Here is a 23831-nt window from a genome sequence, read left to right on the forward strand (position 1 = left end):
TGCTCATCGAAGATGAGCCATCTCTTTCAGTCTTCACGCTGTCGCATCCTTCGGATGCTACGCTGCAGACGGCGCGCCAAACGATTGGCGACGGCCAAAGGCCTGTATGGGTGACCTGCTCATACGGCCGCATGAAAGAAAAAAGACGTGTTCAAAAAAAACTATTGGCTACTGCCTATTGGCTAAGCCCTAGTTACCAGCTTCTCAACACATTGCCCTTAGCTGACCTGGTGGTCATGGCGGGGCGGCTGCACCCGTTCCCATTCCGAACACGGCCGTGAAACGCCCCTGCGCCAATGGTACTTCGTCTCAAGACGCGGGAGAGTAGGTCGCTGCCAGGTCTGCTAAAGGCAATGTTGTCACGGTTTGCACTTGCAAATCCGTCGGGTTTTGCGAAAGCAAATACCCAGGTTTTGCACTCGCAAATACCTCGCGGTTTGAACTTTGCAAATCCGCCAATCTTCTCGTCACAAACACTAACGGCCCAGCCGATAACAAAAGGGTCGCTCAAAGCGGCCTTTTTGCTGTAAGTCTCTAAAGCGTCGCAACTATCAGTGCACGCTCTTGGCGCGGGGTGGAGCAGCCCGGTAGCTCGTCAGGCTCATAACCTGAAGGCCGCAGGTTCAAATCCTGCCCCCGCAACCAAATATTCCACAAATCCCGTAGCACAAGACGCTGCGGGATTTTTGCGTTTATAACCCGCCGCACATCTGATACCAACCGTCATTGATCAGAACCCTTGCGCCCATTTGCGTCTTCCGATTGACATGATCTTCCATGGTCGGTCCTGCAGGGTTCTCCAAGCGTAGCAGCAATGGTCGACGATATCCTCGTAGGTCTTGAAGATGCGGTTCGAGAGCCAGTTGTCCCTCATGAACTGCCAGATGTTTTCGACAGGGTTCAATTCAGGCGACTTGGGCGGTAGTGGCAGGATGGTGATGTTTTCAGGAACGATGAGATTGTTGGACATGTGCCATGCGGCCTGATCCATGATGAGGATGGCATGGCCATCGTCCGCGACGTTGCGGGATATCTCGATCAAATGCTGGTTCATGGCATGGGTGTCGCACCACGGCATGACGAGAGCGGCGGCCTTGCCAAGCTTGGGGCAGATGGCACCGAAGATATAGGCCGAACGGGTTCGCTGGTCGTGCGGCGCGGACGGCCTCGATCCCCGCCTGGCCCAGCGGCGGGTAATCTTGTTCTTCTGGCCTATCCGAGCTTCGTCCTGGAACCAGATTTCGATCACTTTGCCCTTGGCGGGGCCGGCGGTGATTTCTGCCACAGCGGCGGGGAAGTTTTTTTAAATGCCTCGGCCGCCTCCGGATCCTGCGCATGATGTCTTGGGCGAGCCGAGAGCTTGCGATACCCCATGGCACGCACTTCGCGCCCCAGGGTCTCCTCGCTCACCGAGATGCGGAACTCTTCCCAAATCCATTGAGCCAGATCACACAGACGCCATCGGACGACGCCATCAAGATAAGATGTCGGTCCGCGCTCGATGGCTTGCGCCAAGGCCGTTCGCTGTTCGTCGTTCAGGAGAGAAGGTTTTCCCGGAGCCTTGCCGTTGATCAGTCCGTCGGGACCGCGAGCATTGAAGCGGACCACCCAGTCGCGCACGATCTGAACGGTCACGCTGCCGAGCCGAGCGGCATCGGCCCGTGAACCGCCGTCATAGATCGATGCGAGCGCCAGAAGCCGCCGCGCCTGATCGGCATCGCGCGTCTGCCGGGCCAGTCGCCGTAGCATGGACCCGTCGAAATCCGACCGTAAAGAAAGCGCTGAACCCATCGCAAACCTCCTGTTTGAGCTAGAGATTCAGATTCGTCGGCTTTTGGGAATCCCAAGAGTCAGTCTCAGCGACGATTGGTATGAGCTATTGGATAACGGGCGTCGTGGCTTTTGTTTAAATGGCAAACCCTATCCCGGTGTAGGATGGTGACCACATGGTGATGCTGCGCGTTGATCCCTTTCCATCTGAAGATGAGGTCAATTTGCTCTGGGTCCATGCCTGGGGTAGCCCGGTGCGAAAAGGCTTCGCCGCTGTGCTCGCGCGCAGTCTTGCGCATATCGGCGCTTATGTCGATGATCGGCTGGTTGGTTTCGTCAATGTAGCTTGGGACGGCGGTGCTTATGCCTTTATCCTGGATACCTGCGTCGATCCGAGGGTCCAACGGCAGGGTATCGCGACCCGCATGGTGCTCGAAGCGACAAACGTCGCCCGCCAGCGCGGAGCGACGTGGTTGCATGTCGATTTCGAACCACATCTGACGTCGCTCTATAGAGATTGCGGGTTCAGGCACACCGAAGCAGGCCTGATAAAGCTAAACTGAGGCTGTTTCGACGGGCCAGACGGCGACTAGCTTTTTTGGCCGGCCCGTCGTCAACGGCCACCGGTTTGGGGCCGCCAAGGTCCGCCATCCATCTTGCCACACCGCCCCGGCAAATAACGCGACCCCGGAAATCGATAAAACAATCACTTTTGTTTTTTGGCGAATCAGGTTCCAATCGAGCTTCCCTTCTTCAAGCGGCAGCCTAAATCACCCCTCATGCTTTTCAGGTCCGGGTCTCATCCGGACCCACTATGGTCCATCGCTTGGCCAAATATTTGGAATGATATCGTGACGACCGAGACCAGGATCGGCTCCGGCGGGCATTCGGCTTCCCGGGCGCATGTGAAGGCTGCAGGATGGGGCAAGGGGCTTTCGATCCTGACGCGCATTACCGTGATGGCGCTTCGTCACCCTTGGCAATCGGCCCTCGCAATCGGTGCGACCTTCATTGCCTCCGGCTTCCAGCTGATGATCCCGCAACTTCTGGGGCGCGCGATTGATGAGGCGCAGGGGATTGGTGCGGGCGGTTCTGCCGGTGCGGTGGCGCAGGATGCGTTGCTGGTGACGGCGCTTCTGCTTTTGGGCGCCAGCATTCTGCGCGGCCTTTTCACCATGGTGCAGAACTATTACAGCGAAGCGGTCGGCCACCATATCGGCTATGAGCTGCGGCTTGCCTGTTATGAGAAGATCCAGCGTCTCTCCTTCAGTTTCCATGACAGCGTCCATTCCGGCGATCTCATCACCATCGGCCTTCTCGATCTGGAAGGGGTGCGGATGTATTTTTCCACCGCGCTGGTGCGGATGATTTTTCTGTCGGTGCTGATCGGGCTAGGCGCCTACCTGCTGTTGTCGACGGATGTGGTGCTGGGGCTTTTGGCGCTCAGCTTCGTGCCCTTTGTTGGCTGGCGTTCTTCGGTCACGCAGCTTCGGCTTCGGGCCACCTGGCTTGATCTTCAGGAGCGCCTGCAGGTGTTGACGCGGGTGATGGAGGAAAATCTCGGCGGTATTCGTGTCGTCAGGGCCTTTGCCGCGCAGGATCACGAACTGGAAAAATTCGATGCCGCGTCGCGAAGCGCGCTGGAGCTTGCTCACCAACGAGTGGGGATCCGGGTCGCCAATACCAGTGCCATGACGCTCTCCTTCTTTGCTGCCATGGGTCTCGTGCTGTTTGTCGGTGGTGGCAAGGTGATGGCGGGCGAGATCACCGTGGGTACGCTCGCTTCGTTTTTGACCTTCATGACGATCCTGCAGATGCCGGTGCGCCAGCTTGGGCTGATGGTCAACGCCTTCGCCCGCGCCTCCACCTGCGGCGCGCGCCTGTTTGGCCTTCTCGATCTGGATGTGGCGGTCAAAGATGAGCCGAATGCGCCGCCGTTGCTTTTGGGTGAGGGCACGTTGCGGTTTGAAAATGTCGGTTTTTCCTATCCGGCAAGCCCTGAAAACCCGGTGCTGGAGGGCGTGTCTTTCGAGGCAAAACGTGGCGAAACCATCGGCATTGTCGGCCCGCCCGGCAGTGGCAAATCCACCATCGCGCATCTCATTCCCCGTTTTTATGATGTGACGGCCGGGCGTATCACGCTTGACGAGCAGGATATTCGCTCGGTCACGCTGAAATCCCTGCGCCGCTCCGTTGTCGTGGTGCAGCAGGACAGCTTTCTCTTCACCACCACCATCGAAAACAACATTGCCTACGGCGATCCCTGGGCCAAGGAGGTCCAGATCGCCAGGGCGTCCGAAAGCGCCCAGCTTCATAATTACGTGCTCGGCCTTCCCGCAAGTTATGGCACTGTTGTGGGTGAGCGCGGCGTCTCGCTGTCGGGCGGCCAGCGGCAGCGCTTGTCGATTGCGCGGGCGGTCATGCTGAAGCCGGCGGTGATGGTTTTTGACGATTCGACTGCCGCGATTGATGCGGCAACAGAGCAGCGCATCCGTTATGCCATGCGCCGTTATGCCTCGGAACGTGTGACGATCATCGTCGCCCACCGCCTAAGCTCGCTGATGCATGCTGACCGTATCCTGTTTGTCGAGGATGGTCGCATCGTTGAACAGGGTACGCATGCGCAGCTTCTGGCTGAGAATGGCCGTTACCGCGCCCTTTATGACCTGCAGGTCCGCCCCGGCGACGACGCATTGACCGGCTGAGGCGGGAGGAGACCATCATGGCTGAAGAACTGGAAACCGAACGGGCCGACGTGCGCGATGATGGACGGCGCCCGCCGCGTGCCGTGGTCGGCTCTCACCGCATCGAGGAGGAAATTTTTGGCAAGGTGTTCGACAAGAACATTATTGCGCGCATCTGGGAGTTCGTGCGGCCTTATCGCAAACAGGTGGCGCTGGCGGTTGTCGCGGTCCTCGTGTTTACCGCCATGCAGCTCGCCATTCCGCTGATCATCCGGTATGCGATCGACCACGGCATGCAGCCGGGCGGAACGCGCACTGCCCTCATCTATGCGATCCTCGCCTTCGGCTTCGCGATTCTCATCAATTTCGCCGCCAGCTACGCGCAGGAAACGCTGGTCGGCAATGTGGCCGAAGACGTGTTGTTTGATATTCGCCGGGCCATGTTCTCGCATCTGCAATATGTTTCTCTGTCCTTCATGGACAAGACGGAAGTCGGCCGCCTGATGTCGCGCCTGCAGGGCGACGTCAATTCCATGCAGGAATTCCTCGAAACCTCTGTTCTTTCGGTCGGCGATATCACGCTTCTGATCGGCATCGTCGTCGTGATGCTTTATCTCGATTTCGGGCTCGGCCTGCTGACGTTGTCTGCGCTGCCGGTGCTGTTTATCGTGCGCATCTTCTGGCTGCCGCGGGCGCGCAAATCCTTCATGGCCGCGCATGAGACGAATTCGGTGGCAAGCGGCGCATTGGCCGAAGCCATTCATGGCGTACGCGCCGTGCAGGGCATGGATCGCCAGTCGGTCAACTTCAACCTGTTCGATGACAAGGCCACTGCGAACCTGAAAACGCATCTCACGGCGGCGCGTTTTGCGCAGGTGATGGTGCCGATCGTCGATTCGCTGACCGGTGTCGCCATGGCGCTCGTCATCGTGGTCGGCGGTGCGCGGGTGCTGAACCAGGCGCTTGATGTCGGCGTGATGGTGGCGTTTCTGTTTTACATCCAGCGTTTCTTTGATCCGATCCGTTCGCTGACACTGCAATATTCGGTCATGCAGAGGGCGATGGCATCCGGCCAGCGGCTGACGGATGTTCTGGATGTGCGCATCGACATCAAGGACAAGCCGGATGCAAAAGTTCTGTCTCCGGATATGGATGGTTCGGTGGAATTTCGCGACGTGGTGTTCGGTTATAATCCCAAGCACCCAGTGCTGAAGCATGTCAGCTTCAAGGTGAACCCCGGCGAGACGGTGGCGCTGGTCGGCCCGACGGGATCGGGCAAATCCAGCTGCATGTCGCTGATCCACCGCTTCTACGAAGTGCAGCAAGGTGCCGTGCTGGTGGGGGGGCATGATGTGCGCGACCTCACGCAGGATTCGCTCGGCCGCCAGATCGCCATGGTGTTGCAGGAGCCGTTTCTGTTTACCGGCACGGTGCTGGAAAACATCCGCTACCACAAGACGGATGCAACGCGCGACGAGGTGATCGCGGCGGCAAAAACTGTTGGAGCGCATGATTTCATCCTGCGCATGCCGGAGGGCTATGACAGCATTCTTGGCCAGCGCGGCGGCAACCTGTCGCTTGGCCAGCGGCAGTTGATCAGCTTTGCTCGGGCGCTGGTGGCCGATGCCAAGATCCTCGTTCTCGATGAGGCGACCGCCAATATCGACAGCTATACGGAAATGCTCATCCAGAAGGCGTTGGTCAAGCTGCTGGAAGGCCGTACCGGTCTCGTCATCGCCCACCGGTTGGCGACCATCCGGGAAGCTGACCGCATCATTGTGCTGCAGAACGGTGAGTTGATTGAAAGCGGCAACCACGGCGAACTGATGCGCAACGAAAAGCTTTATTCGAAGCTCTATAACCTCAACTATTCCTCCTTCGATGATATTCCGGATGATGTGGTGGAAGAGGCCGCGCATCGGGGTGAAACCTGATTCAAACCTCTTGCGGCTCGGTCATGCGTGCCGGCGGAACCATCCTTCTCAGGCCTCGTTCTTCCTCTGAAACCGAAGGAGAAGATGATGGACAAGAACAACGAAGCCAAGAAGTCGGTCGAAGGCGAAAATAAGTCTGATGGCGCTTATAGCGCAACCTTGCCGGCTGGCCCGAAGGCCCGCTCGAAGGTGGATGATCACGAAAAGACGCCGGGAAGTGGCGCTTTGCCGTCAGAGAGCACCAAGGATATCGATCCCGGCTCCGAGTAACCGGCTTTTCTGCGCCGCAGCCGGGCTGCGGCGCCTTGCCTGCTTGCCGCCTCGCGGGCGAAGGTCTAACACCCGTTTAGAGATCAAGGACGGGTTGACGATATGAGCGGCGAAACCATCACGCTTTATGAGGCCATTGGCGGTGACGCGACGATCCGGGCGCTGACGCGGCGGTTTTACCAGTTGATGGATACGCTTCCGGAGGCGAAAAACTGCCGGGCCATCCATCCCGCTGATCTCTCAGGCAGCGAAGACAAGCTCTATGATTATCTGACCGGTTATCTCGGCGGCCCTCCCGTCTATGTGGAAAAATACGGTCATCCCCGGCTGAGATCGCGTCATTTCTGCGCTGCTATCGGCGTGGCAGAGCGGGATGAATGGTTGCTGTGTTTTTCCCGCGCCCTTGAAGACACCGTGAGCAATCCGAAACTGCGCGACATCATCTGGCCGCCCATCGAGCGGCTTGCCCACCATATGCAGAACCGTGAGGAACAGCCGTGATGCGTGCATTGGAAACGGTCCGTCCGTTGATCTTGATGCTGGCGGGTTTCATGGGGGCATCCGGCGTGGCGCTGGCGGCTGCGGCAAGCCATGGCGGCGATGGACGCCTGCTGGGATCTGCCTCCACTATGTGCCTTGCCCATGCGCCGGTGCTCCTGGGTCTCTATCTTGCAGGCGGCAAGATCCGTACCGCTACCCTGTCCGCCACCGTTCTCGCCATTGGCACCGTCCTGTTTGCGGGCGATCTCGTCATGCGGCATTTCGGCCATGCCGGCCTCTTTCCCATGGCAGCGCCCGCAGGCGGCATGGGCATGATGGCCGGCTGGCTGCTGCTTGCCGCCGGCGCCTTCTGGCGTAGCCGGGACGTCTGACGCGCAGCGCCCACAATCCTGCCTTGCAACAGCTCCAAGCCACCGAATTCACGTAGGAATTATTGCGTGGCGGGTGGCTATGAATTCGCATGAGTTCGAATATGCTGACGCAGTTGGAGTCGAGGATGGGTGAGCATAAAATCCAGGTGGGGGACGCCTGGTGGATGTACCTTGTACCGCGCAGCAGGCCGTCATTTCTTGCCGGTCAGCTGATCGCCTTTTTGTGCGCGGCGGTCTCCATAGGTCTGTGGCTTGCACTCAACGACATTCTGCTCGGCGCACCCTTCATCACCTTTTTCCCATTCATCGTGCTCGCTACGGCCTGGGGCGGACGCGCAGGCGGCACGACGCTGATGATCTGCGGGCTGATCTTTGCGGTGGTGGTCTGGGTTTATGCCCGGCCTGTCAGTTATGCGAGCGCGCTTTTATCCTCCTCGGTGTTCACGAGTTTTGGCGCGCTGACGATTGCCATCATGCACGCGATGCAGAGCCTGATGGCGGCGCTCGAAAAGGCGGAAAACGAAGCGGAAGTTCTCGCCCGCGAAATGCGCCACCGGGTTGGCAACATCATGCAGCTGGTCCAGGCGATTGCCCAGATGACGGCGCGCTCCAGCGGCGATCTTTCCGAATTCATGCCGCGCTTTGAAGGGCGCATGCGGGCACTTTCGGAAGCGCACCGGCTGTCGTCCGGCCACCAGGCCATGCCGAACGACGTGGAAACGCTGCTGCGCATTCTGTTGTCGGCTTATGATCAGGAGCGGTTGCGGCTGAAGGGGGCAGCCATTGCGCTGGATGCGGAGACGGCGCCGCGGCTGGCGCTGGTCATCCATGAACTGGCCACCAATGCGGCCAAATATGGTGCGCTTTCGGTGGCCCAGGGCATCGTGCGTGTTGAATGGGAATTGCTCTCCGAGACGATCGAGATCGTCTGGCGCGAGGAGGGCGGCCCGCCGGTCTCGGCGCCCACACGCAAGGGTTTCGGTTCGCGCCTGATTACGGCAGCACTGTCACCCGGCGGCGGCAAGGCAGCGCTGTATTTCGATGCGACCGGGCTGCGCTGCGTGCTGAGCCTGCCCCGCCAGGCGCGCCAGAAAAACGCCGAATAGATCCCCGGGGTCCCTGTCTTCGACAGTGCCGATACCGAGCCACCAGTCGGTCGATATCGGCGCTGAAGTGCTGCCACAGCGTCTGCAGGCTGCCCGGGCGTTTGGAGGTGTCAGATGCCGGCGAGGGCAAAGTAGATCGGCAGGCCGATGATCAGGTTGAACGGAAAGGTGATGCCGAGCGACAGGCCGAGATAGATCGCCGGGCGGGCCTCCGGTGCGGCAATCCGCATGGCGGCGGGTGCGGCAATATAGGAGGCGCTGGCGGCCAGCGTGATCAGCAGCGCCGTATTGCCGGTGGAGGCGCCGACGAGCGTGGCGAGACCTGCTGCAAGCAGTGCGCCGGCAAGCGGCATGGCGATGGCAAAGATCAGCAGTGGCGGCTTCATCTCCGGCCAGCTCTTGCGCAGGCCGGAGGCGGCCTTGGTGCCGAGATCGAGCAGGAACAGGCAGAGCGCGCCGCGGAACGGATCGACGATAAAGCCGGACATTTCCGCCATGCCCCTTTTTCCCGTCAGAAGGCCGATCAGGAAGGAGCCGAGGAGGATGACGATGGTGACGTTGAGAAAGACCTCGACCAGCGCCGATTTCCGCTTGGCGGCATCCTCGGCCTGCGGGGTGTTGCGACGGAAGATCAGCAGCAGCGCGCAGAAAATCGCCGGCGTTTCCATGGCAGCAGCCACGGCCACCATGAAACCATCCGAGGCAATGCCAAGTCGTGTGAGTGCATCGGAGGCGGCCGCGAATGTGACGACCGAAATGGAGCCGTAATGGGCAGCCACAGCCGCGCGTTCAATGGGCGGCAGCGTGCTGACCCGGCCAAGCAGGCCGTAGCCGAGAAGCGGTGTGAGTGCGGAAAGTGTTATGCCGGCGACAAGAAGTAATGCGAATTCCCCATGCGCGGTGGTTTCTGTCAGCGCCGCGCCGCCCTTGAAGCCGATGGCGAGCATCAGGTAAAGCGCCAGCATGCGCGAGACCGCATCCGGCAGGCTTAGGTTGCCGCCGGCAAGCGTTGCGGCAAAACCGAGCACGAAGAAAAGGATCGGCGCAGACAGCATGTTCTGCTGCGCGATTGAAAAGAACACATCCATGATGGAAATTCCTGAATTGAGGCGTCAAAAAAAGGCGAGACGATGGGGATCGTCTCGCCTTCAACTGGCGGGAAAGCGTTACGGCGCGTGCCCGCCGAGCCTGTTATCAGGATGGTGCAAGGGGATGGTCCAGCAGGCTTAAACGTAGGACAGGCCGGTGCGTCGCGGCGAACGGATCCTCAATGTCTCACCCGGATGTGTGCTCGAATGGCCGGCGCGTTGAAGAAACTCGATCTGCTCACGCATCCGCAGCTTGATCTTTTTCAAAGCCATGATGCGCAGGCTGTCCGGCGCCGGTGACTTCTGCTCCGTATGGATCCGGTCTTCGATAATCCGGTGGCGGGATTTCAGCGCCTTCAACAAGGGGTTCATGGGTTGTCTCCTTTCTGAAAACATCTATGCCGGACCGAGATCGATAGTTCCAATTCATTGACAGAATTAAAGCGATAGTTATTCTCTATTGCCATGGCCTTTCGTCCCACGCATCGACAACTCGAATATCTGGTCGCCCTCGACACCGCCCGGCACTTCGGCCGGGCGGCAGAGCTTTGCCATGTGTCGCAGCCGACGCTTTCGGTGCAGATCGCGCTTCTCGAAAAACAGCTGGGCGTCAGTCTTGTCGAGCGCACGCCCGGTGCCATCGAACTCTCTGCCATCGGCTCAGAGGTGGCGGCGGCCGCAAGATCGGTGCTGGCAACGCTGGATGACATTGTCACGCTCGCCTCTGCCGGCCGCGACAATCTCGGTTCGCTGATCCGGCTCGGCGTGGTGCCCACTTTCGGACCCTATTTCCTGCCGTCCTTTCTGCCGAGCCTGCACGGGCGTTACCCCGCCCTTCGCCTGCATGTGCGCGAGGACCGGCCCGCCCTTCTGGAAGAACAGGTGCGCAGCGGCGCCATCGACTGCGCGCTTGGCCAGCGTCCGCAGGATGAGGCGGCGTTCGCCTTCGAGGGCATCTGCATCGAGCAGATCTTTTTGGGGGTGGCGCGCAACCATCGGCTTGCAGAGCGGCCTTCTGTCACGCTGAAGGAACTGAAGGGCGAGCAGTTGCTGACGCTCGGGCGCGGCCACCGTCTTCTCGAAAACGTCCGCGAACTCGCAGCCCTTTCGGGCGCAATCATGCTGGAGGATTACGAGGGAACGAGCCTCGATGCGCTGCGCCAGATGGTGTCGATCGAGATGGGATTGTCGCTGTTTCCCGAGCTTTACGTCCGTTCCGAATTCACCCGTGGCGCCAATATCGCGCTTTTATCGATCGAGGACTGGCCGGCGCGCCGCGAGATCGGTTTCTTCTGGCGCCGCACGAGCGCACGCGCGGCTCATTTTCGCCAGTTGACGGTCCTGGCATCAGCGGTGGTGACCGACCAGATGATCATTGGCGGCGAAGAGCCACGACATGAAAAGGACCTGACTGCTGGGACAGCCAGGTCCTTTTCGGTCGTCCCGAAATGACAGTATCACCCACTCTTGCCCGTTAGGGGATAGGCAAGAGCGGGTATCAAAAACAATCAGATCGGGTAATGCAGGTGGCCGTCCTGGATGGTCAGCCAGCGCAGTTCGGTAAACTCGTTGATGCCGGCCTTGCCGCCGAAGCGACCGTAACCGGAGGCTTTCGTGCCGCCGAAAGGCATCTGTGCTTCGTCATGCACGGTCGGACCGTTGATGTGGCAAATGCCCGATTCGATGCGGCGCGCAACCGCCATGGCGCGGTTGACATCCTTGCCGAAGACCGCAGCCGAAAGGCCGTATTCGGTATCGTTTGCCACGCGCACCGCTTCGTCCATGGAGCCGACGCGCACGATGCTGGCAACCGGACCAAAGCTTTCCTCGCCATAAATGCGCATCGCAGGCGTGACGCGGTCGAGCAGGATCGCATCCACGATGGTGCCGTTGAACGTGCCGCCGGCGGCAAGCACGGCGCCCTTCGACACCGCATCGCGCACCAGCATGTCGAGGCGCTGGGCGGCATGGGCATCGACCACCGAGCCGAGCGGGGTATCGCCCTTGCCGGGATCGCCGGCCTTCAAGGTCGCGACCTTGGCGGAAAGGGCAGCAACGAACTGATCGGCAATCTTGTCATCAACGATGACGCGCTCCGTCGACATGCAGATCTGGCCCTGGTTCATGTAGGCGCCGAAGGCAGCGGCAGCGACCGCCTCATCCAGATCGGCATCATCCAGCACCACGAACGGGGCCTTGCCGCCCAGTTCCAGCAGCGCCGGCTTCAGGTGACGGCCGGCCGTTTCGGCAATGATGCGGCCGACGCGGGTGGAACCGGTGAAGTTGATGCGGCGCACGGCCGGATGCGCAATCAGCGCCTCGACGATTTCGCCGGCATCTTCCGGGGCGTTGGAAATGGCGTTCAGCACGCCTTCCGGCAGGCCGGCCTCATGCAGGGCATCGACGATGAGGCGATGGGTGCGCGGGCAAATTTCGGAGGTCTTCAGCACCACCGTGTTGCCGCAGGCAAGCGGCAGCGCCAACGAGCGCACGCCCAGAATGACCGGCGCATTCCACGGCGCCATGGAGAGGATGACGCCGGCCGGCTGACGCACCGCCATGGCAAGCGTGCCCGGACGGTTGGACGGGATGACTTCGCCACTGATCTGCGTCGTCATGGAGGCTGCTTCGCGCAGCATGTCGGCCGCCAGCATCACGTTGAACATTGACCAGCCGGCGGTGGCGCCGGTTTCGGCGGCCATGGCTTCCACGAATTGCGGGGCCTTTTCCTGCAGGCGGTCAGCAGCCGCCATCAGCACCTTGCGGCGTGTGGCGGGGTTGGTGGCGGACCAGGCGGGAAACGCCCTGGCGGCGGCATTGGCAGCCGCGCGCGCATCTTCCACGGAGGCGGCCGACACTTCTGTTGCCACCTCACCCGAAATCGGGTTCAGGCGCGTGAAGCTGCGCCCGTCAATGGCCTCGACTTCGGCATTGTTGATCTTGAAACCCAGAACGGTCATGTGGTTCTTCCTTTTCTCTTCCCAAAACTGTTGCGCGGTGTCGCGGCCATGGCCGCGTGATCGGGCGCTTTCTTCAAGGCGATATCACGAAGTTCTGGCGCAGGTGAATGCCGCGCCATAACCTGCCGGCCGGCACACTGATCCTGCGGCCAACGTGATGTCTTGAATGACAAACCTCCCGTGCCAACCCTGATCGGCCTCCCTTTTCAGGCGCGGCATCGCATCTCCTCCTGCGCGTCCGCGTGTTGACCGGCAGACAGTAGCGCGAGGAGCGCGCGCACCAAATAGACAATTAGAGGAGAAACTTGTACTTTTCACGAGAGAGGGGAGAGCCGCATGCCAGACGCGATCAAGAGTTCGGGAGGTCAGGCGCCACCGCGGATCCAGCCGCCGTCGGTCACCGATGCGCAACTGTTCGGCGGCTCGCTGTCGCGCAACGAATGGACCCTGCGCGGCACCCGCAGCCGGCTCTTCGTGCTGTCATCGGGAGCGGGAGAAATCGTCACCTCCCGCCGCCGCCAGCCACTGGTGGCGCCGCTGATCCTGTGGCTTCCGGCCGGCGAAAGCGCCACGCTGTCACTTGAGGCCGGTGCCGATGGCGGCATGCTGGCCATTCCCGACCAGACACTCGGTGCCGCCATGCCGGCAGGCGCCGTCTTTGCGCAGGTGCGCGACGCCATTTCCCGGCCCATTCTTGGCCAGCGCGTCACCCTTGCCGCATCGAGACGGATTCTGGCCACCATCCGGCTGATCGAGGAGGAGATTTCCGCGGGTATGGCAGGCGCCGAGGAGGCCATCCGCCATCACCTGTCGCTGCTGCTGATTGCCGTCTGGCGCCTGGCAGCGCCTGTCGGGGAAACGCCAAAGCCGTCGCCGCGCGTCATCGTCAGAAGTTTCGTGCAGCTTGTCGACCTGCATGTGCGCGACCACTGGACGGTGCCGGATTATGCGCGAACGCTGGGCGTGACGCCGGACCGGTTGAACACGGCCATCCGGCGCGCCACCGGCCGCACGCCGCTCGATTTCATCCATGGCCGGCTGGTGGCGGAAGCTGTCATCCTGCTCGATGGGTCTTCCCTGCAGATTGCCGAAATCGCCGATGCGCTGGGCTTCAAGGATGCCGCCTATTTCAGCCGCTTTTTCAAGCGCGTTGCCGGCGTTTCGCCGCGCACCCACCGTGCCGGGCCAAAGCAGAAGCGGCTGGCGGCAGACACGAGTTATGCTGCCTGGCCCTGAGGGGGCAGGGACGCGCTCCGTTAGACTTTCGCTCAACTTGCCTCGCATCAACGCTCCTCTACCTTGGCAGGCAAAGGAGCGACAGATGACATCTTCGACCGAAGAGGGGGTGCAGGCGAACTGGACCGCGGGCGGCGCCGGGGCCGGACTCGGAGCGATGCAGGCAGGCATTCCGGTTCGCTTTGCCGCTGCCGATGGCTATTGTCTGGGGGGCTTTCTCTGGCAGGCGGCTGAAACGCAGGCAGATCGACCCGTCGTCCTCATCGCCTCCGCCACCTCCGTGCGCTGCCGCTATTATCAGCGTTTTGCCACCTATCTCTTCGACAATGGCTTTGACGTGCTGACCTTCGATTATCGCGGCATCGATCAGTCTCGGCCACAGCAGATGCGCGGTCTTGAGGCCGATTGGGTGGATTGGGGCGAAAAGGACGTCGAAGCGGCGCTCGGTTTTCTCGCGCTGCGCTTTCCCGGGCGCCCGGTGGATGTCGTTGCCCATTCCATCGGCGGATGTGTAATCGGCCTTGCGCCGTCCAACCACCGTCTGCGCCGCATCGTCACCGTCGGCTCGCAATATGCCCACTGGCGTGATTATGCGCCGGAACAGCGGTGGCGCATGTTGTGGAAATGGCACGTGGTCATGCCTGTTCTCACGGCGATCTTCGGTTATTTCCCGGCCAAGCGCCTCGGCTGGATGGAGGACACGCCGCAAGGCGTCGCGCGCAATTGGAGCCGCATGAAAGCCCGCTTCGAAGACACCGTCTGCCGGCAGGATCGAAGCGGCGGCAGGCACGACCCTGATGTCTTGCGCAAGCGGTTTCGAAACGTCACGGCTTCGATCCTCGCCATCAGCCTGTCTGATGATCCCCACGGCACGATCCCGGCCGTGCGCCGGCTGCTGGCTTATTTCGAGACTGCGGACCGACAGCATCTGCATCTTGCCCCCGGCGATATCGGCCACGCCTCGGTCGGCCATTTCGCCTTTTTCCATGATCGCTTTCGCGATGCGCTCTGGCCGCTGGCGCTGACCTTCCTGCGGGATGGTGCGGTGCCCGAGCAGTTCCGCCAAGCTTTGCTCTCCACCGACATTCCCTGACCATACGGTGCCGGTTCATCAAACTCCGGCGGGTTGAACCATGTCGTATGTTATTGTATGGAAGTGTACGCAACAAAATGGTTCGGGATCGCCCATGACTGTCAGGACGGCATCGGAAAGCATGGCGCACAAGGTGGAGCGGCAGTTGCGCGGCGATATCTTGACGCTGGTGCTGCAACCCGGCGCGCGCATTTCCGAGCAGGAGATCGGCGAACGTTATGGCTCATCCCGTCAACCGGGCCGTGAGGCGCTGATTGCGCTCGCAAAAAGCCGGCTCGTCGAGATCCTGCCGCAGCGCGGTGCCGTGGTGGCCAAGATTTCCGTCTCCAAGCTGATGCAGGCGGCCTTTATCCGCGAGACCATCGAGACGGCGATCGTCAAGGCCGCCTGTAATGCCTTCCACTTTCACGCGCGCCAGCGGCTGGATGATTGCCTGAAAGAGCAGGCGCGGGCCGCAGAGAGCGGCAACCGCGCCGAATTCCGCCGTTACGACGATCTCTTCCACAAGGCGCTGGCGGAAGGGGCCGGGCTGCCGATGGCCTGGGCTGTGGTGGAAGACCTGAAGGCCCATATCGACCGCGCCTGCTGCCTTTCGCTGCATGCGCCCGACACGCTTGCCAAGCTGATCGAGGAACACCGCGCCATCGTGGCGGCCATCGATCAGCGCAATGAGACGGCGGCGCGTGCCGCCATGACCGCCCACCTCTGCGAACTGCTGCATGACCTGCCAAGGCTTGAGGCAGAGCACCCGGACCTTTTCGAATAAACGACACCAGGGAGAGAAGACCCAGATGACCACGACAATCGAAACCCGCCATGCGGTGCATTACAGCCAGTCCGAAGCCATGACCGGCGCTGAACTGCGCCAGAACTTCATGATCGAGACGCTGTTTGCGGAAGGCGAGATCAACGCCGCCTACACCCATTACGACCGTATGCTGATTGTTGGCGCCATGCCGACGTCGGCGCCACTGTCTGTCGGTGCCGATCTCGCAAAGACCGTCGGCACGGATTTCCTTCTGGAACGGCGCGAACTTGGCCTCATCAATATTGGCGGCAAGGGCAAGGTTGTGGCAGACGGCATCCCCTATGAGCTGGATTTCCAGGACGGGCTTTATCTCGGCATGGGCGTACGCGAGATTTCGTTCGAGAGCGTGGATGCGTCTGCACCGGCAAAATTCTACATCAACAGCGTGCCCGCGCACGCAACCTTCCCCTCGCGCATCATCGCAAAGACGGATGCCATCGAGAACAATCTCGGCGATCAGGCGACCTGCAACAAGCGCAAGCTCTACCAGTATATCCACCCGAAGGTTCTGCCGACCTGCCAGCTGCTGATGGGCCTGACGCGGCTTGAGCCGGGCAGTGTGTGGAACACCATGCCCGCCCACCTGCATGATAGGCGTATGGAAGCCTATGTCTATTTTGAGATCCCGGAAGAGGCTTTTGTCGTTCACCTGATGGGCCGCCCGCAGGCGACCGGCCATCTCATCATGCGCAACGAGCAGGCGGTTCTGTCGCCGCCGTGGTCGATCCACTGCGGTTCCGGCACGGCCTCCTATGCCTTCATCTGGAGCATGGCGGGCGACAACCAGTCATTCACGGACATGGATTTTGTGCCCATGAAGGACCTGAAGTGAGGATCGCACCATGAACCTGTTTGATCTCACGGGAAAACGCGCGCTGGTCACCGGCGCGCGCACCGGCCTTGGCCAGGGGCTTGCGCTGGCCTTGGCGCGGGCAGGGGCCGATATTGTGGCACTTGGCTCACGTTCGATGCCCGACACGAAGGCAAAGGTGGAGGCGCTTGGGCGCCGCTTTGAAGAGGTGATCCACGATCTTGCCGATCCCGCAGGCCTTGCGGACGTGGTGACGGGGCTGACCGCGAGCGGCAATATCGATATTCTCGTCAACAATGCCGGCCAGATCCGTCGCGCCGATTTCACCGCCTTTTCCGAGCAGGATTGGGATGATGTGATGAACATCAACCTGAAGAGCACGTTCCTGCTGTCGCAGGCGGTGGTGCGTCACATGCTGGACAAGGGTATTGCCGGGCGCATCGTCAACATCGCCTCGCTCCTGTCCTTCCAGGGCGGCATTCGCGTGGCATCCTACACGTCGAGCAAACATGCGGTGGCGGGCCTCACCAAGCTCATGGCGAACGAACTGGCGCCGAAGGGCATCACCGTCAACGCCATTGCGCCCGGTTATATGGATACCGACAACACGGAAGCCCTGCGCAACGATCCGGATCGCAGCCGCTCGATCCTCGAGCGTATTCCCGTTGGGCGCTGGGGTGATCCGTCCGATCTCGATACCGCTGTCCTGTTCCTGACGTCCCCGGCCAGTGGTTATGTCACCGGCCAGGTTCTGGCGGTCGATGGCGGCTGGCTGGCGCGCTGACCGTTAAGGCGCAAGCTCGGCAGCGCGGGACAGCGCTGCCGAAAGTCCTTTCAGCGAAATCCGCATCGCAACGGTTTCGCCCGTGGCAAGTGCTGTTGCGGAAAGCCGAAGGGTCGTGCCCGATGCCATTGCCGTGACTGTTGCCGCGTCGAACTTGACCGGCACAAGACAGCCGCCGGGCAGGCAGGTTGAAAAGTCAAACCGCGCCTCACCGGCACCCTCATCCACCTTCACCGTCACGCCTCGCGCCAATGCAAGCCCAAAGGGCACCAGCAGCGCGCCATCCACCTTGCCACCGGAAAGGTTGCGCAGTTCGGCTGTCAGCATCTGCTGGCCTTTGTCTCCCTTGGTCTGAACCTGGCGAACCACGCAGCCGGAAACGCCGTTCTGCGCCCGGCAGGCCACCACCCAGTCCCCAAAATTTTCCATCAGCGATCCGACGCCGCCCGGCAGTTCAGCAGCCGGCGCCGCGCAGGGTGCGGCAAGAGCCAGCATAAGGGCGAGGGGCAAACAGGTGCGCAGCGCCGATTGGCGCAAAAGAGAGAAGGGGGCAGGGCGCCCGCTCGATGTGGTTCCGGTTGATGTCATCATGACGGCCCGCGTGGCTTGGTATAATGCGGTTGCCGTTCGCACGACTGTCTGCGCGCTTCAAGCCCGATGATCGACCGGATGTCGCTAAAACCGGATTTATTGCAGGTGAGGGATCTGAATAGGCGGGTCGGGTCAGAGTGTCCGTCCCGCAGGGTGCGCAGTGTCAGTTGTCGTTGACGGCGCGCGGGCGCCTTTCGATCCGGCCAACCACCTGCTCGATCATCTCCTCGGTCAGATCGAAGCCGCGCCGTGATCCTTCCTCTATGAACATTGTCATGAAGGTCGGCAGGTCCGGTGCGCTGGCAAGCTGCGACATCGTCAAGGGATCGCGGCGAACAGCGCCGTAGAATTCGATGACTGTGTTGGACATGCCGTTTCCTCCCGATGCCATTGTTCGACACGGGGCCCTTTGGTGGTCCGCGTGTATAGATTGTTAAAACGATATGACACTGAGAATGAAACCGCCGCAAGACGATTTAATCATTGGTGATATGTTGTATAGAAGGAGGAATAGTCATATTTTTAAAAAAACGTGGCGTTTAATATGACAGTTTTTATCAGATAAGATCCGCATTCGGATGCTGCATTACATGAAGCGTGCAGTTGCGATGCCAACTGTGTTGATTTGCGGCAATGTTTTTTGAAGCGCACGATCAGGTCGCAGCAGTAGCGTCCGGCGGCCTTGCGTCCCATCGCCGGCTTTCGGCAACGGCACTGCGGAATGCGAAAAGGCCGCACCGGTCCGTCAACCGGTGCGGCCCAATTGGCTGGTGCGTTGTTTCAGGCGGCCAGCTGTTCCGGAGACTTTGCTCCGGTCATGAAGGCCACGGCATCCGACATCGTGTAATCCTTCGGATTGATCACGGTGAGGCGCCGGCCGAGACGGTGGATGTGGATCCGGTCCGCCACTTCGAAGACATGCGGCATGTTGTGCGAGATGAGCACGATCGGGATACCGCGCGAGCGCACGTCGAGGATCAGCTCCAGCACGCGCCGGCTTTCCTTGACACCGAGCGCTGCCGTCGGCTCATCGAGGATGATGACCTTGGAACCGAAGGCTGCGGCACGTGCCACCGCCACGCCCTGACGCTGGCCACCGGACAGCGTTTCCACCGCCTGGTTGATGTTCTGGATCGTCATCAGGCCAAGCTCGGAGAGCTTTTCGCGGGCGAAGGTTTCCATGGCCGGACGGTCGAGAGAGCGGAACACGCTGCCCATGATCCCCGGCTTGCGGATTTCGCGGCCGAGAAACATGTTGTCGGCAATGGAGAGTGCCGGCGACAGGGCAAGGTTCTGGTAGACGGTTTCGATGCCGGCCTTGCGCGCCTCGATGGGCGAGCGGAAGTTGATCGTCTTGCCTTCCAGCGTGATCTCGCCTTCATCGGGATGCACCGCGCCGGAGATCGCCTTGATCAGCGAGGATTTGCCAGCCCCGTTATCGCCGATAACCGCCAGGATTTCGCCCGGATAGAGATCGAAATCCGCCCGGTCGAGAGCCGTCACCCGGCCGTAGCGCTTGACGAGGCCGCGTGCCGAAAGAATGGGTTCCTGAGCCATTAGCCTGCTACCTTTCTGATCCACTGGTCGATGGCGACAGCTGCGATGATGAGCACGCCGATCATGAGATAGGTCCACTGCGGGTCTGTGCCGATGAGGCGAAGGCCAAGGGCAAAGACACCGACGATGAGGGCGCCGAATAGCATGCCCATGATGGAGCCGCGCCCACCGAACAGCGACAGGCCGCCGATCACCACGGCCGTGATGGATTCGATATTGGCGAACTGGCCAGCGGTCGGAGACACCGAGCCGATACGGCCGATAAGAGCCCAGCCGCCGAGCGCGCAGATGAGGCCGGACAGGGTGTAGACGGAAATCAGCATCTTCTTGACGTTGACGCCGGCAAGCTCGGCAGCATCTGGATCGTCGCCGACGGCATAGAGATGGCGGCCCCAGGCGGTGCGGTTGAGCACATACCAGAGCGCTGCCACCAGCAGCACCAGCGCGACCACGCCATAGGTGAAGACGGCGCCGCCGATGCGGAAATTGTAGCCGAAGAACTGCAGAAGCGGTGCTTGCGCTTCCAGATCCTGTGAGCGGATCGTTTCATTGGCCGAATAGAGGAAGTTGGTGGCCAGAACGATCTGCCACATGCCAAGTGTCACGATGAACGGCGGCAGCTTGACGCGCGCCACCAGGACGCCGTTGATGAAGCCGCAGATGGCCCCTGTCGCAAAACCGGCGAGGATCGCAAGCGGTGTCGGAATGCCATAGTTGACGGCAAACTGGCCCATGACCACCGATGACAGGACCATGATGGCACCAACCGACAGATCGATGCCGGCCGTCAGAATGACCAGCGTCTGTGCCGCCCCGATAATACCGGTGATGGCCACCTGCTGGAGGATGAGCGTCAGCGTGAAGGCCGAAAAGAATTTCGAGCCGAGAAGGGTGCCGAAAATCGCGACCGATAACAGGAGGACGATCAGCGGAACGGCGGCCGGGCTCGAATGCAGGAAGTGCTGAAACTTCTGCAACGGCGTCTTGTCGTGGCCGTCGAACTGGGCAACCTGCGTTGCGCTGCCCGAAAGCACGGTTTCGTATTCGAGATGGGGTTTCTTGCTGGCGGCTTGTGGCTCGCTCATTGATTTTCCTCCCTATTGCCTCTCCCGAGGATGCGAGGGCCGACCGGAGGAATTTTCGTCCTGCGGCATGTCGGCGATGAAATTGATACTTTCAATCGTCAGCGAAGCGACCGGCCCGCGCATGGTGCGGTTGGCGGCTTGTCAGAAGGGCGGCTTGTCGCCGCCCTTCGTTCTTGGCAATCAAGAGTGGTTAAGGATCAACCCCAGCACTTTGCAGTGCCTTCCTTGGTGTCGATCGAGGGAACGCCCTTGGCCGGCTTGTCGGTCACGAGCGAAACACCGGTATCGAAGAAGTTCTTGCCTTCGGTCGGCTTCGGCTTTTCACCGGTATCAGCGAACTTCTTGATGGCCTCGATGCCGAGAGCCGCCATCAGCAGCGGATACTGCTGCGACGTGGCGCCGATGATGCCTTCCTTGACGTTCTTGATGCCGGGGCAACCGCCGTCGACAGACACGATCAGCACGTCCTTCTCCTTGCCGACAGCCTTCAGCGCTTCATAGGCGCCGGCAGCAGCCGGTTCGTTGATGGTGTGAACGACGTTGATGCCCGGATCCTTCTGGAGAAGGTTTTCCATGGCGGTGCGGCCGCCTTCTTCATTGCCGTTGGTGATGTCATGGCCCACGATGCGCGGGTCCTTTTCATCGCCGATCTTGGTGATGTCGACGACGTCGATGCCAAAGCCCTTCATGAAGCCCTGGTTGCGCATGACGTCGACAGAAGGCTGCGACGGGGTCAGGTTCAGGAAGGCGACCTTGGCAGACTTGGCCTTGTCGCCAAGCGTTGCAGCCGCCCACTTGCCGATCAGTTCGCCGGCCAGCAGGTTGTCGGTCGCAAAGGTTGCGTCAGCAGCGTTGATCGGATCAAGCGGCGTGTCGAGTGCGATGACAAGAAGGCCGGCGTCGCGCGCCTGCTTGACGGCAGGAACGATGCCGGCTGTGTCGGAGGCGGTCAGCAGAATGCCCTTTGCGCCGTCGGCAATGCAGGTTTCGATCGCAGCGACCTGGCTTTCGGAGTCACCATCGATCTTGCCGGCGTAGGACTTCAGCGTGACGCCGAGTTCCTTGGCCTTGGCGGTGGCACCTTCCTTCATCTTGACGAAGAAGGGGTTGGTGTCGGTCTTGGTGATCAGGCAGGCCGAAACGTCGGCGGCCGATGCAGGAGCGGCGAAAACGACGCCCATGGCAAGCGTTGCGAATGCGGCGGTAATGATGCTCTTTTTCATTGGGGCTCCTCCCAGAGTGTAAGCGCTGATGGCCAGGCACCGGACCAGATCGAGTGACCAGACGCCTCCTCCAAGTCGCCCGTGCCTTTACCGCCCCATTAAGATCAAACCCCGCAAGGCCTGTCAATAATTAATTCCGATTGATTTATTAATTCGCGCTGCTACTTTCTTGGGCGAGGAGACTGGATACCTGAGGGAGGGGTAGCCATGACGATCCATGGAAATCAGCCTTCGGGTCTGCCGCCGTCTGTTCCCTCTGCCGGGGGATCGAACCAGGTTCGCGTGCGCGCGCACAACGAGCGCCTTGTGCTGTCGCTCGTGCGTCTGCACGGGTCGCTGTCCAAGGCAGATATCACGCGGCGCACGGGCCTTTCGGCGCAGACCGTGTCGGTGATCATGCGTGCGCTGGAAAAAGATGGCCTGCTTTTGCGCGGCGAACCGATACGCGGCAAGGTGGGCCAGCCGTCGATCCCGATGCGGCTCAATCCGGATGCGGTGTTTTCCTTCGGTGTGAAGATCGGTCGGCGCAGTGCCGATGTCGTGCTGATGGATTTCATCGGGAAAATCCGGCGGCGCGTGCGCCAAACCTATGCCTATCCGAGGCCTGACGAAATCATGTCGATCATTCTGTCCGGCATCGACCGGCTCGAGGGCGAGATGAGCCCTGACGAGCGCGCGCAGATCGCCGGCGTCGGTATTGCTGCACCTTTTGAATTGTGGAACTGGGCCGAGGAAGTGGGAGCGCCGCCCGGCGCCATGGATGCCTGGCGCCAGTTTGACCTGCATGCGCAGGCGTCGGAACACATCCGCTATCCGGTCTACCTGCAGAACGATGCGACCAGCGCCTGCGGTGCAGAGCTTGTCTTCGGTGTCGGCCCCTCCTATCCGGATTTCGTCTATTTCTTCATCGGCTCGTTCATCGGCGGTGGCATCGTGCTGAATTCCGAGGTTTTTTCCGGCCGCAGCGGCACGGCGGGCGCGCTTGGGCCGCTTCCCGTGCGCGGCGGCCAGGGCGAAAACCGCCAGCTTCTCGACATTGCCTCGATTTTCGTTCTCGAAAAGCTGCTGCTGGAGCGCGGTATCGATCCGCAGCCCCTGTGGTATTCCGCCGATGAGTGGATCGACTTCGGCGAGCCGCTGGAGATCTGGATCCGCGATACCGCCGATGCGCTGGCACAGGCGATCGTGGCTGCCGCTTCCGTGATCGATTTCGGCGCTGCCGTCATCGATGGCGGATTTCCGGGATGGGTGCGGGCCCGCATCGTCAAGGCCACGGTCGAGGCCGTCGCCAAACTCGATCTGCAGGGTGTCATCATTCCCGATATCATCGAGGGGGCAGTGGGCGCGCAGGCGCGTGCCATTGGCGGCGCAAGCCTGCCGATCTTTGCCCGTTACCTCACCGACCAAAGCATATTGTTCAAGGAGCTTTCATAAATGCTGAAGGGCATCAACCCGATCCTCAGTCCCGATCTTCTGGCAACGCTTCGTGCCATGGGCCACGGCGATGAAATTGCCATCGTTGACGGAAACTATCCGGGGCTTGAGCATGCAAAGCGGCTGGTGCGTCTGGATGGCCATGGACTGATTGCCGTTCTGGACGCCATTCTCTCCGTCATGCCAATCGATGATTTCGTGCCCGAAGCGATTTTCCGCTCGACAGTCGGAAAGGATCGCGATGCGCTTGATCCCGTGCATGAAGAGGTGATTGCCTGCTGCAGCAAACATGAACCGAGTCAGCCTGTCTTGGCTCTGCTCGGGCCGGAGTTTTATCCGCGCGTCAAAGCTGCTCATACGGTGGTGCAGACCAGCGAGCCGCGTCTTTACGCCAATGTCATCCTCAGAAAAGGCGTCATCTATCCATGAGGAGAGGAGGCGCTGCTGCACTGGCGGACCTGCAGCAGCGCCTCGCGATAGGGGCGAACGGCCTTTAGAGGCTGCAGCTGTGCTTTTGTCGGCATA

Annotated in this window: 24 protein-coding genes, 1 tRNA gene and 1 rRNA gene; 17 read left to right on the top strand and 9 right to left on the bottom strand. The window is 60.8% G+C overall.

What is annotated here, in order from left to right; all coding sequences use genetic code 11:
* The first annotated feature begins 226 nt into the window (after positions 1 to 226).
* Both rrf and AC4CWH_RS16875 read left to right on the top strand, forming a co-directional pair.
* Positions 227 to 341, top strand: a 5S ribosomal RNA gene (rrf, locus tag AC4CWH_RS16870).
* Between the two features lie 227 nt (positions 342 to 568).
* Positions 569 to 645 (top strand) — tRNA-Met (locus tag AC4CWH_RS16875).
* Positions 646 to 730: 85 nt separating this feature from the next.
* On the opposite strand, the gene AC4CWH_RS16880 is transcribed toward AC4CWH_RS16875, so the two are convergent.
* A protein-coding gene (locus tag AC4CWH_RS16880; protein WP_491319619.1) for an IS630 family transposase occupies positions 731 to 1791 on the bottom strand; the annotation gives its coding sequence in 2 pieces (ribosomal slippage) (positions 731 to 1299 and positions 1299 to 1791; 1062 coding nt in all).
* Positions 1792 to 1946: 155 nt separating this feature from the next.
* Between AC4CWH_RS16880 and AC4CWH_RS16885 the strand changes: the two genes are divergently transcribed.
* The 7 genes from AC4CWH_RS16885 to AC4CWH_RS16915 all read left to right on the top strand — a co-directional run bounded on the left by AC4CWH_RS16885 (position 1947) and on the right by AC4CWH_RS16915 (position 8636).
* Complete coding sequence (locus tag AC4CWH_RS16885; RefSeq protein ID WP_491319620.1) at positions 1947 to 2333, top strand: GNAT family N-acetyltransferase; 387 nt, start codon at positions 1947 to 1949, stop codon at positions 2331 to 2333.
* A 288-nt stretch (positions 2334 to 2621) separates the two neighbouring features.
* Complete coding sequence (locus tag AC4CWH_RS16890; protein WP_491319621.1) at positions 2622 to 4475, top strand: ABC transporter ATP-binding protein; 1854 nt, start codon at positions 2622 to 2624, stop codon at positions 4473 to 4475.
* A gap of 17 nt (positions 4476 to 4492) precedes the next feature.
* A complete protein-coding gene (locus AC4CWH_RS16895; protein ID WP_491319622.1) occupies positions 4493 to 6388 on the top strand; it encodes an ABC transporter ATP-binding protein in 1896 nt (631 codons plus the stop codon).
* A gap of 87 nt (positions 6389 to 6475) precedes the next feature.
* A complete protein-coding gene (locus tag AC4CWH_RS16900; protein ID WP_491319623.1) occupies positions 6476 to 6658 on the top strand; it encodes a hypothetical protein in 183 nt (60 codons plus the stop codon).
* A gap of 102 nt (positions 6659 to 6760) precedes the next feature.
* On the top strand, positions 6761 to 7159 hold the full coding sequence (locus tag AC4CWH_RS16905) for a group II truncated hemoglobin (protein WP_491319624.1): 399 nt from the start codon (positions 6761 to 6763) through the stop codon (positions 7157 to 7159).
* Positions 7159 to 7530 carry a DUF423 domain-containing protein gene (locus tag AC4CWH_RS16910; protein ID WP_491319625.1) on the top strand — a complete coding sequence of 124 codons (372 nt, stop codon included), beginning with the start codon at positions 7159 to 7161 and terminating at the stop codon, positions 7528 to 7530. The genes AC4CWH_RS16905 and AC4CWH_RS16910 overlap by 1 nt, the downstream gene beginning before the upstream one ends.
* 125 nt (positions 7531 to 7655) lie before the next feature.
* Complete coding sequence (locus tag AC4CWH_RS16915) at positions 7656 to 8636, top strand: sensor histidine kinase (protein ID WP_491283225.1); 981 nt, start codon at positions 7656 to 7658, stop codon at positions 8634 to 8636.
* A gap of 110 nt (positions 8637 to 8746) precedes the next feature.
* On the opposite strand, the gene AC4CWH_RS16920 is transcribed toward AC4CWH_RS16915, so the two are convergent.
* Positions 8747 to 9724, bottom strand: coding sequence for a sodium-dependent bicarbonate transport family permease (locus tag AC4CWH_RS16920; RefSeq protein ID WP_491319626.1), 978 nt, complete (start codon positions 9722 to 9724; stop codon positions 8747 to 8749).
* Positions 9725 to 9862: 138 nt separating this feature from the next.
* Complete coding sequence (locus tag AC4CWH_RS16925; protein WP_491319627.1) at positions 9863 to 10096, bottom strand: YdcH family protein; 234 nt, start codon at positions 10094 to 10096, stop codon at positions 9863 to 9865.
* Positions 10097 to 10189: 93 nt separating this feature from the next.
* Here AC4CWH_RS16925 and AC4CWH_RS16930 point away from each other — a divergent pair, with 93 nt between their 5' ends.
* Complete coding sequence (locus AC4CWH_RS16930; RefSeq protein WP_491283228.1) at positions 10190 to 11176, top strand: hydrogen peroxide-inducible genes activator; 987 nt, start codon at positions 10190 to 10192, stop codon at positions 11174 to 11176.
* A gap of 56 nt (positions 11177 to 11232) precedes the next feature.
* Here the strand turns inward: AC4CWH_RS16930 and AC4CWH_RS16935 are convergent, their stop codons facing one another.
* Positions 11233 to 12684 (bottom strand): aldehyde dehydrogenase, encoded by a 1452-nt coding sequence (locus tag AC4CWH_RS16935; protein ID WP_491319628.1) that lies wholly within the window; start codon positions 12682 to 12684, stop codon positions 11233 to 11235.
* A gap of 336 nt (positions 12685 to 13020) precedes the next feature.
* Between AC4CWH_RS16935 and AC4CWH_RS16940 the strand changes: the two genes are divergently transcribed.
* From AC4CWH_RS16940 to kduD, 5 genes are all read left to right on the top strand, one after another.
* Entirely contained in the window at positions 13021 to 13920 is a 900-nt protein-coding gene (locus AC4CWH_RS16940; RefSeq protein ID WP_491319629.1) for a helix-turn-helix domain-containing protein, read from the top strand.
* 85 nt (positions 13921 to 14005) lie between these two features.
* A complete protein-coding gene (locus AC4CWH_RS16945; RefSeq protein WP_491319630.1) occupies positions 14006 to 15013 on the top strand; it encodes an alpha/beta hydrolase family protein in 1008 nt (335 codons plus the stop codon).
* A gap of 94 nt (positions 15014 to 15107) precedes the next feature.
* Positions 15108 to 15779 carry a GntR family transcriptional regulator gene (locus AC4CWH_RS16950; RefSeq protein ID WP_491319631.1) on the top strand — a complete coding sequence of 224 codons (672 nt, stop codon included), beginning with the start codon at positions 15108 to 15110 and terminating at the stop codon, positions 15777 to 15779.
* A 25-nt stretch (positions 15780 to 15804) separates the two neighbouring features.
* Complete coding sequence (gene kduI, locus AC4CWH_RS16955; protein ID WP_491319632.1) at positions 15805 to 16653, top strand: 5-dehydro-4-deoxy-D-glucuronate isomerase; 849 nt, start codon at positions 15805 to 15807, stop codon at positions 16651 to 16653.
* Positions 16654 to 16663: 10 nt separating this feature from the next.
* Positions 16664 to 17416, top strand: a complete 753-nt coding sequence (gene kduD, locus AC4CWH_RS16960) for a 2-dehydro-3-deoxy-D-gluconate 5-dehydrogenase KduD (protein ID WP_491319633.1) — start codon at positions 16664 to 16666, stop codon at positions 17414 to 17416.
* 3 nt (positions 17417 to 17419) lie between these two features.
* Here the strand turns inward: kduD and AC4CWH_RS16965 are convergent, their stop codons facing one another.
* From AC4CWH_RS16965 to AC4CWH_RS16985, 5 genes are all read right to left on the bottom strand, one after another.
* The gene (locus AC4CWH_RS16965; RefSeq protein WP_491319634.1) at positions 17420 to 18007 is read right to left on the bottom strand and encodes an invasion associated locus B family protein; all 588 of its coding nucleotides are present in this window, start codon (positions 18005 to 18007) and stop codon (positions 17420 to 17422) included.
* Positions 18008 to 18170: 163 nt separating this feature from the next.
* Positions 18171 to 18377, bottom strand: coding sequence for a hypothetical protein (locus AC4CWH_RS16970; protein WP_491283236.1), 207 nt, complete (start codon positions 18375 to 18377; stop codon positions 18171 to 18173).
* 410 nt (positions 18378 to 18787) lie between these two features.
* On the bottom strand, positions 18788 to 19564 hold the full coding sequence (locus tag AC4CWH_RS16975) for an ATP-binding cassette domain-containing protein (RefSeq protein ID WP_491283237.1): 777 nt from the start codon (positions 19562 to 19564) through the stop codon (positions 18788 to 18790).
* A complete protein-coding gene (locus AC4CWH_RS16980) occupies positions 19564 to 20649 on the bottom strand; it encodes an ABC transporter permease (RefSeq protein WP_491319635.1) in 1086 nt (361 codons plus the stop codon). Before AC4CWH_RS16980 ends, AC4CWH_RS16975 begins: the two co-directional genes overlap by 1 nt.
* 197 nt (positions 20650 to 20846) lie before the next feature.
* A complete protein-coding gene (locus AC4CWH_RS16985) occupies positions 20847 to 21872 on the bottom strand; it encodes a sugar ABC transporter substrate-binding protein (RefSeq protein ID WP_491319636.1) in 1026 nt (341 codons plus the stop codon).
* Positions 21873 to 22079: 207 nt separating this feature from the next.
* On the opposite strand from AC4CWH_RS16985, the gene AC4CWH_RS16990 reads away from it, so the two are divergent.
* A complete protein-coding gene (locus tag AC4CWH_RS16990; protein ID WP_491283240.1) occupies positions 22080 to 23306 on the top strand; it encodes an ROK family transcriptional regulator in 1227 nt (408 codons plus the stop codon).
* Positions 23307 to 23735, top strand: coding sequence for an RbsD/FucU family protein (locus AC4CWH_RS16995; RefSeq protein ID WP_491319637.1), 429 nt, complete (start codon positions 23307 to 23309; stop codon positions 23733 to 23735).
* Positions 23736 to 23831: the final 96 nt, after the last annotated feature.

It is taken from the genome of Neorhizobium sp. PAMB6716 (genome assembly GCF_058242805.1).

Coding starts and splice junctions, on each gene's coding strand:
- AC4CWH_RS16950 (WP_491319631.1), top strand. CDS start 15,108: ATGACTGTCAGGACGGCATCGGAAAGCATGGCGCACAAGGTGGAGCGG.
- AC4CWH_RS16965 (WP_491319634.1), bottom strand. CDS start 18,007: ATGATGACATCAACCGGAACCACATCGAGCGGGCGCCCTGCCCCCTTC.
- AC4CWH_RS16895 (WP_491319622.1), top strand. CDS start 4,493: ATGGCTGAAGAACTGGAAACCGAACGGGCCGACGTGCGCGATGATGGA.
- AC4CWH_RS16985 (WP_491319636.1), bottom strand. CDS start 21,872: ATGAAAAAGAGCATCATTACCGCCGCATTCGCAACGCTTGCCATGGGC.
- kduI (WP_491319632.1), top strand. CDS start 15,805: ATGACCACGACAATCGAAACCCGCCATGCGGTGCATTACAGCCAGTCC.
- AC4CWH_RS16990 (WP_491283240.1), top strand. CDS start 22,080: ATGACGATCCATGGAAATCAGCCTTCGGGTCTGCCGCCGTCTGTTCCC.
- AC4CWH_RS16930 (WP_491283228.1), top strand. CDS start 10,190: ATGGCCTTTCGTCCCACGCATCGACAACTCGAATATCTGGTCGCCCTC.
- AC4CWH_RS16980 (WP_491319635.1), bottom strand. CDS start 20,649: ATGAGCGAGCCACAAGCCGCCAGCAAGAAACCCCATCTCGAATACGAA.
- AC4CWH_RS16915 (WP_491283225.1), top strand. CDS start 7,656: ATGGGTGAGCATAAAATCCAGGTGGGGGACGCCTGGTGGATGTACCTT.
- AC4CWH_RS16970 (WP_491283236.1), bottom strand. CDS start 18,377: ATGTCCAACACAGTCATCGAATTCTACGGCGCTGTTCGCCGCGATCCC.
- kduD (WP_491319633.1), top strand. CDS start 16,664: ATGAACCTGTTTGATCTCACGGGAAAACGCGCGCTGGTCACCGGCGCG.
- AC4CWH_RS16995 (WP_491319637.1), top strand. CDS start 23,307: ATGCTGAAGGGCATCAACCCGATCCTCAGTCCCGATCTTCTGGCAACG.
- AC4CWH_RS16975 (WP_491283237.1), bottom strand. CDS start 19,564: ATGGCTCAGGAACCCATTCTTTCGGCACGCGGCCTCGTCAAGCGCTAC.
- AC4CWH_RS16910 (WP_491319625.1), top strand. CDS start 7,159: ATGCGTGCATTGGAAACGGTCCGTCCGTTGATCTTGATGCTGGCGGGT.
- AC4CWH_RS16925 (WP_491319627.1), bottom strand. CDS start 10,096: ATGAACCCCTTGTTGAAGGCGCTGAAATCCCGCCACCGGATTATCGAA.
- AC4CWH_RS16945 (WP_491319630.1), top strand. CDS start 14,006: ATGACATCTTCGACCGAAGAGGGGGTGCAGGCGAACTGGACCGCGGGC.
- AC4CWH_RS16935 (WP_491319628.1), bottom strand. CDS start 12,684: ATGACCGTTCTGGGTTTCAAGATCAACAATGCCGAAGTCGAGGCCATT.
- AC4CWH_RS16900 (WP_491319623.1), top strand. CDS start 6,476: ATGGACAAGAACAACGAAGCCAAGAAGTCGGTCGAAGGCGAAAATAAG.
- AC4CWH_RS16920 (WP_491319626.1), bottom strand. CDS start 9,724: ATGGATGTGTTCTTTTCAATCGCGCAGCAGAACATGCTGTCTGCGCCG.
- AC4CWH_RS16940 (WP_491319629.1), top strand. CDS start 13,021: ATGCCAGACGCGATCAAGAGTTCGGGAGGTCAGGCGCCACCGCGGATC.
- AC4CWH_RS16885 (WP_491319620.1), top strand. CDS start 1,947: ATGGTGATGCTGCGCGTTGATCCCTTTCCATCTGAAGATGAGGTCAAT.
- AC4CWH_RS16905 (WP_491319624.1), top strand. CDS start 6,761: ATGAGCGGCGAAACCATCACGCTTTATGAGGCCATTGGCGGTGACGCG.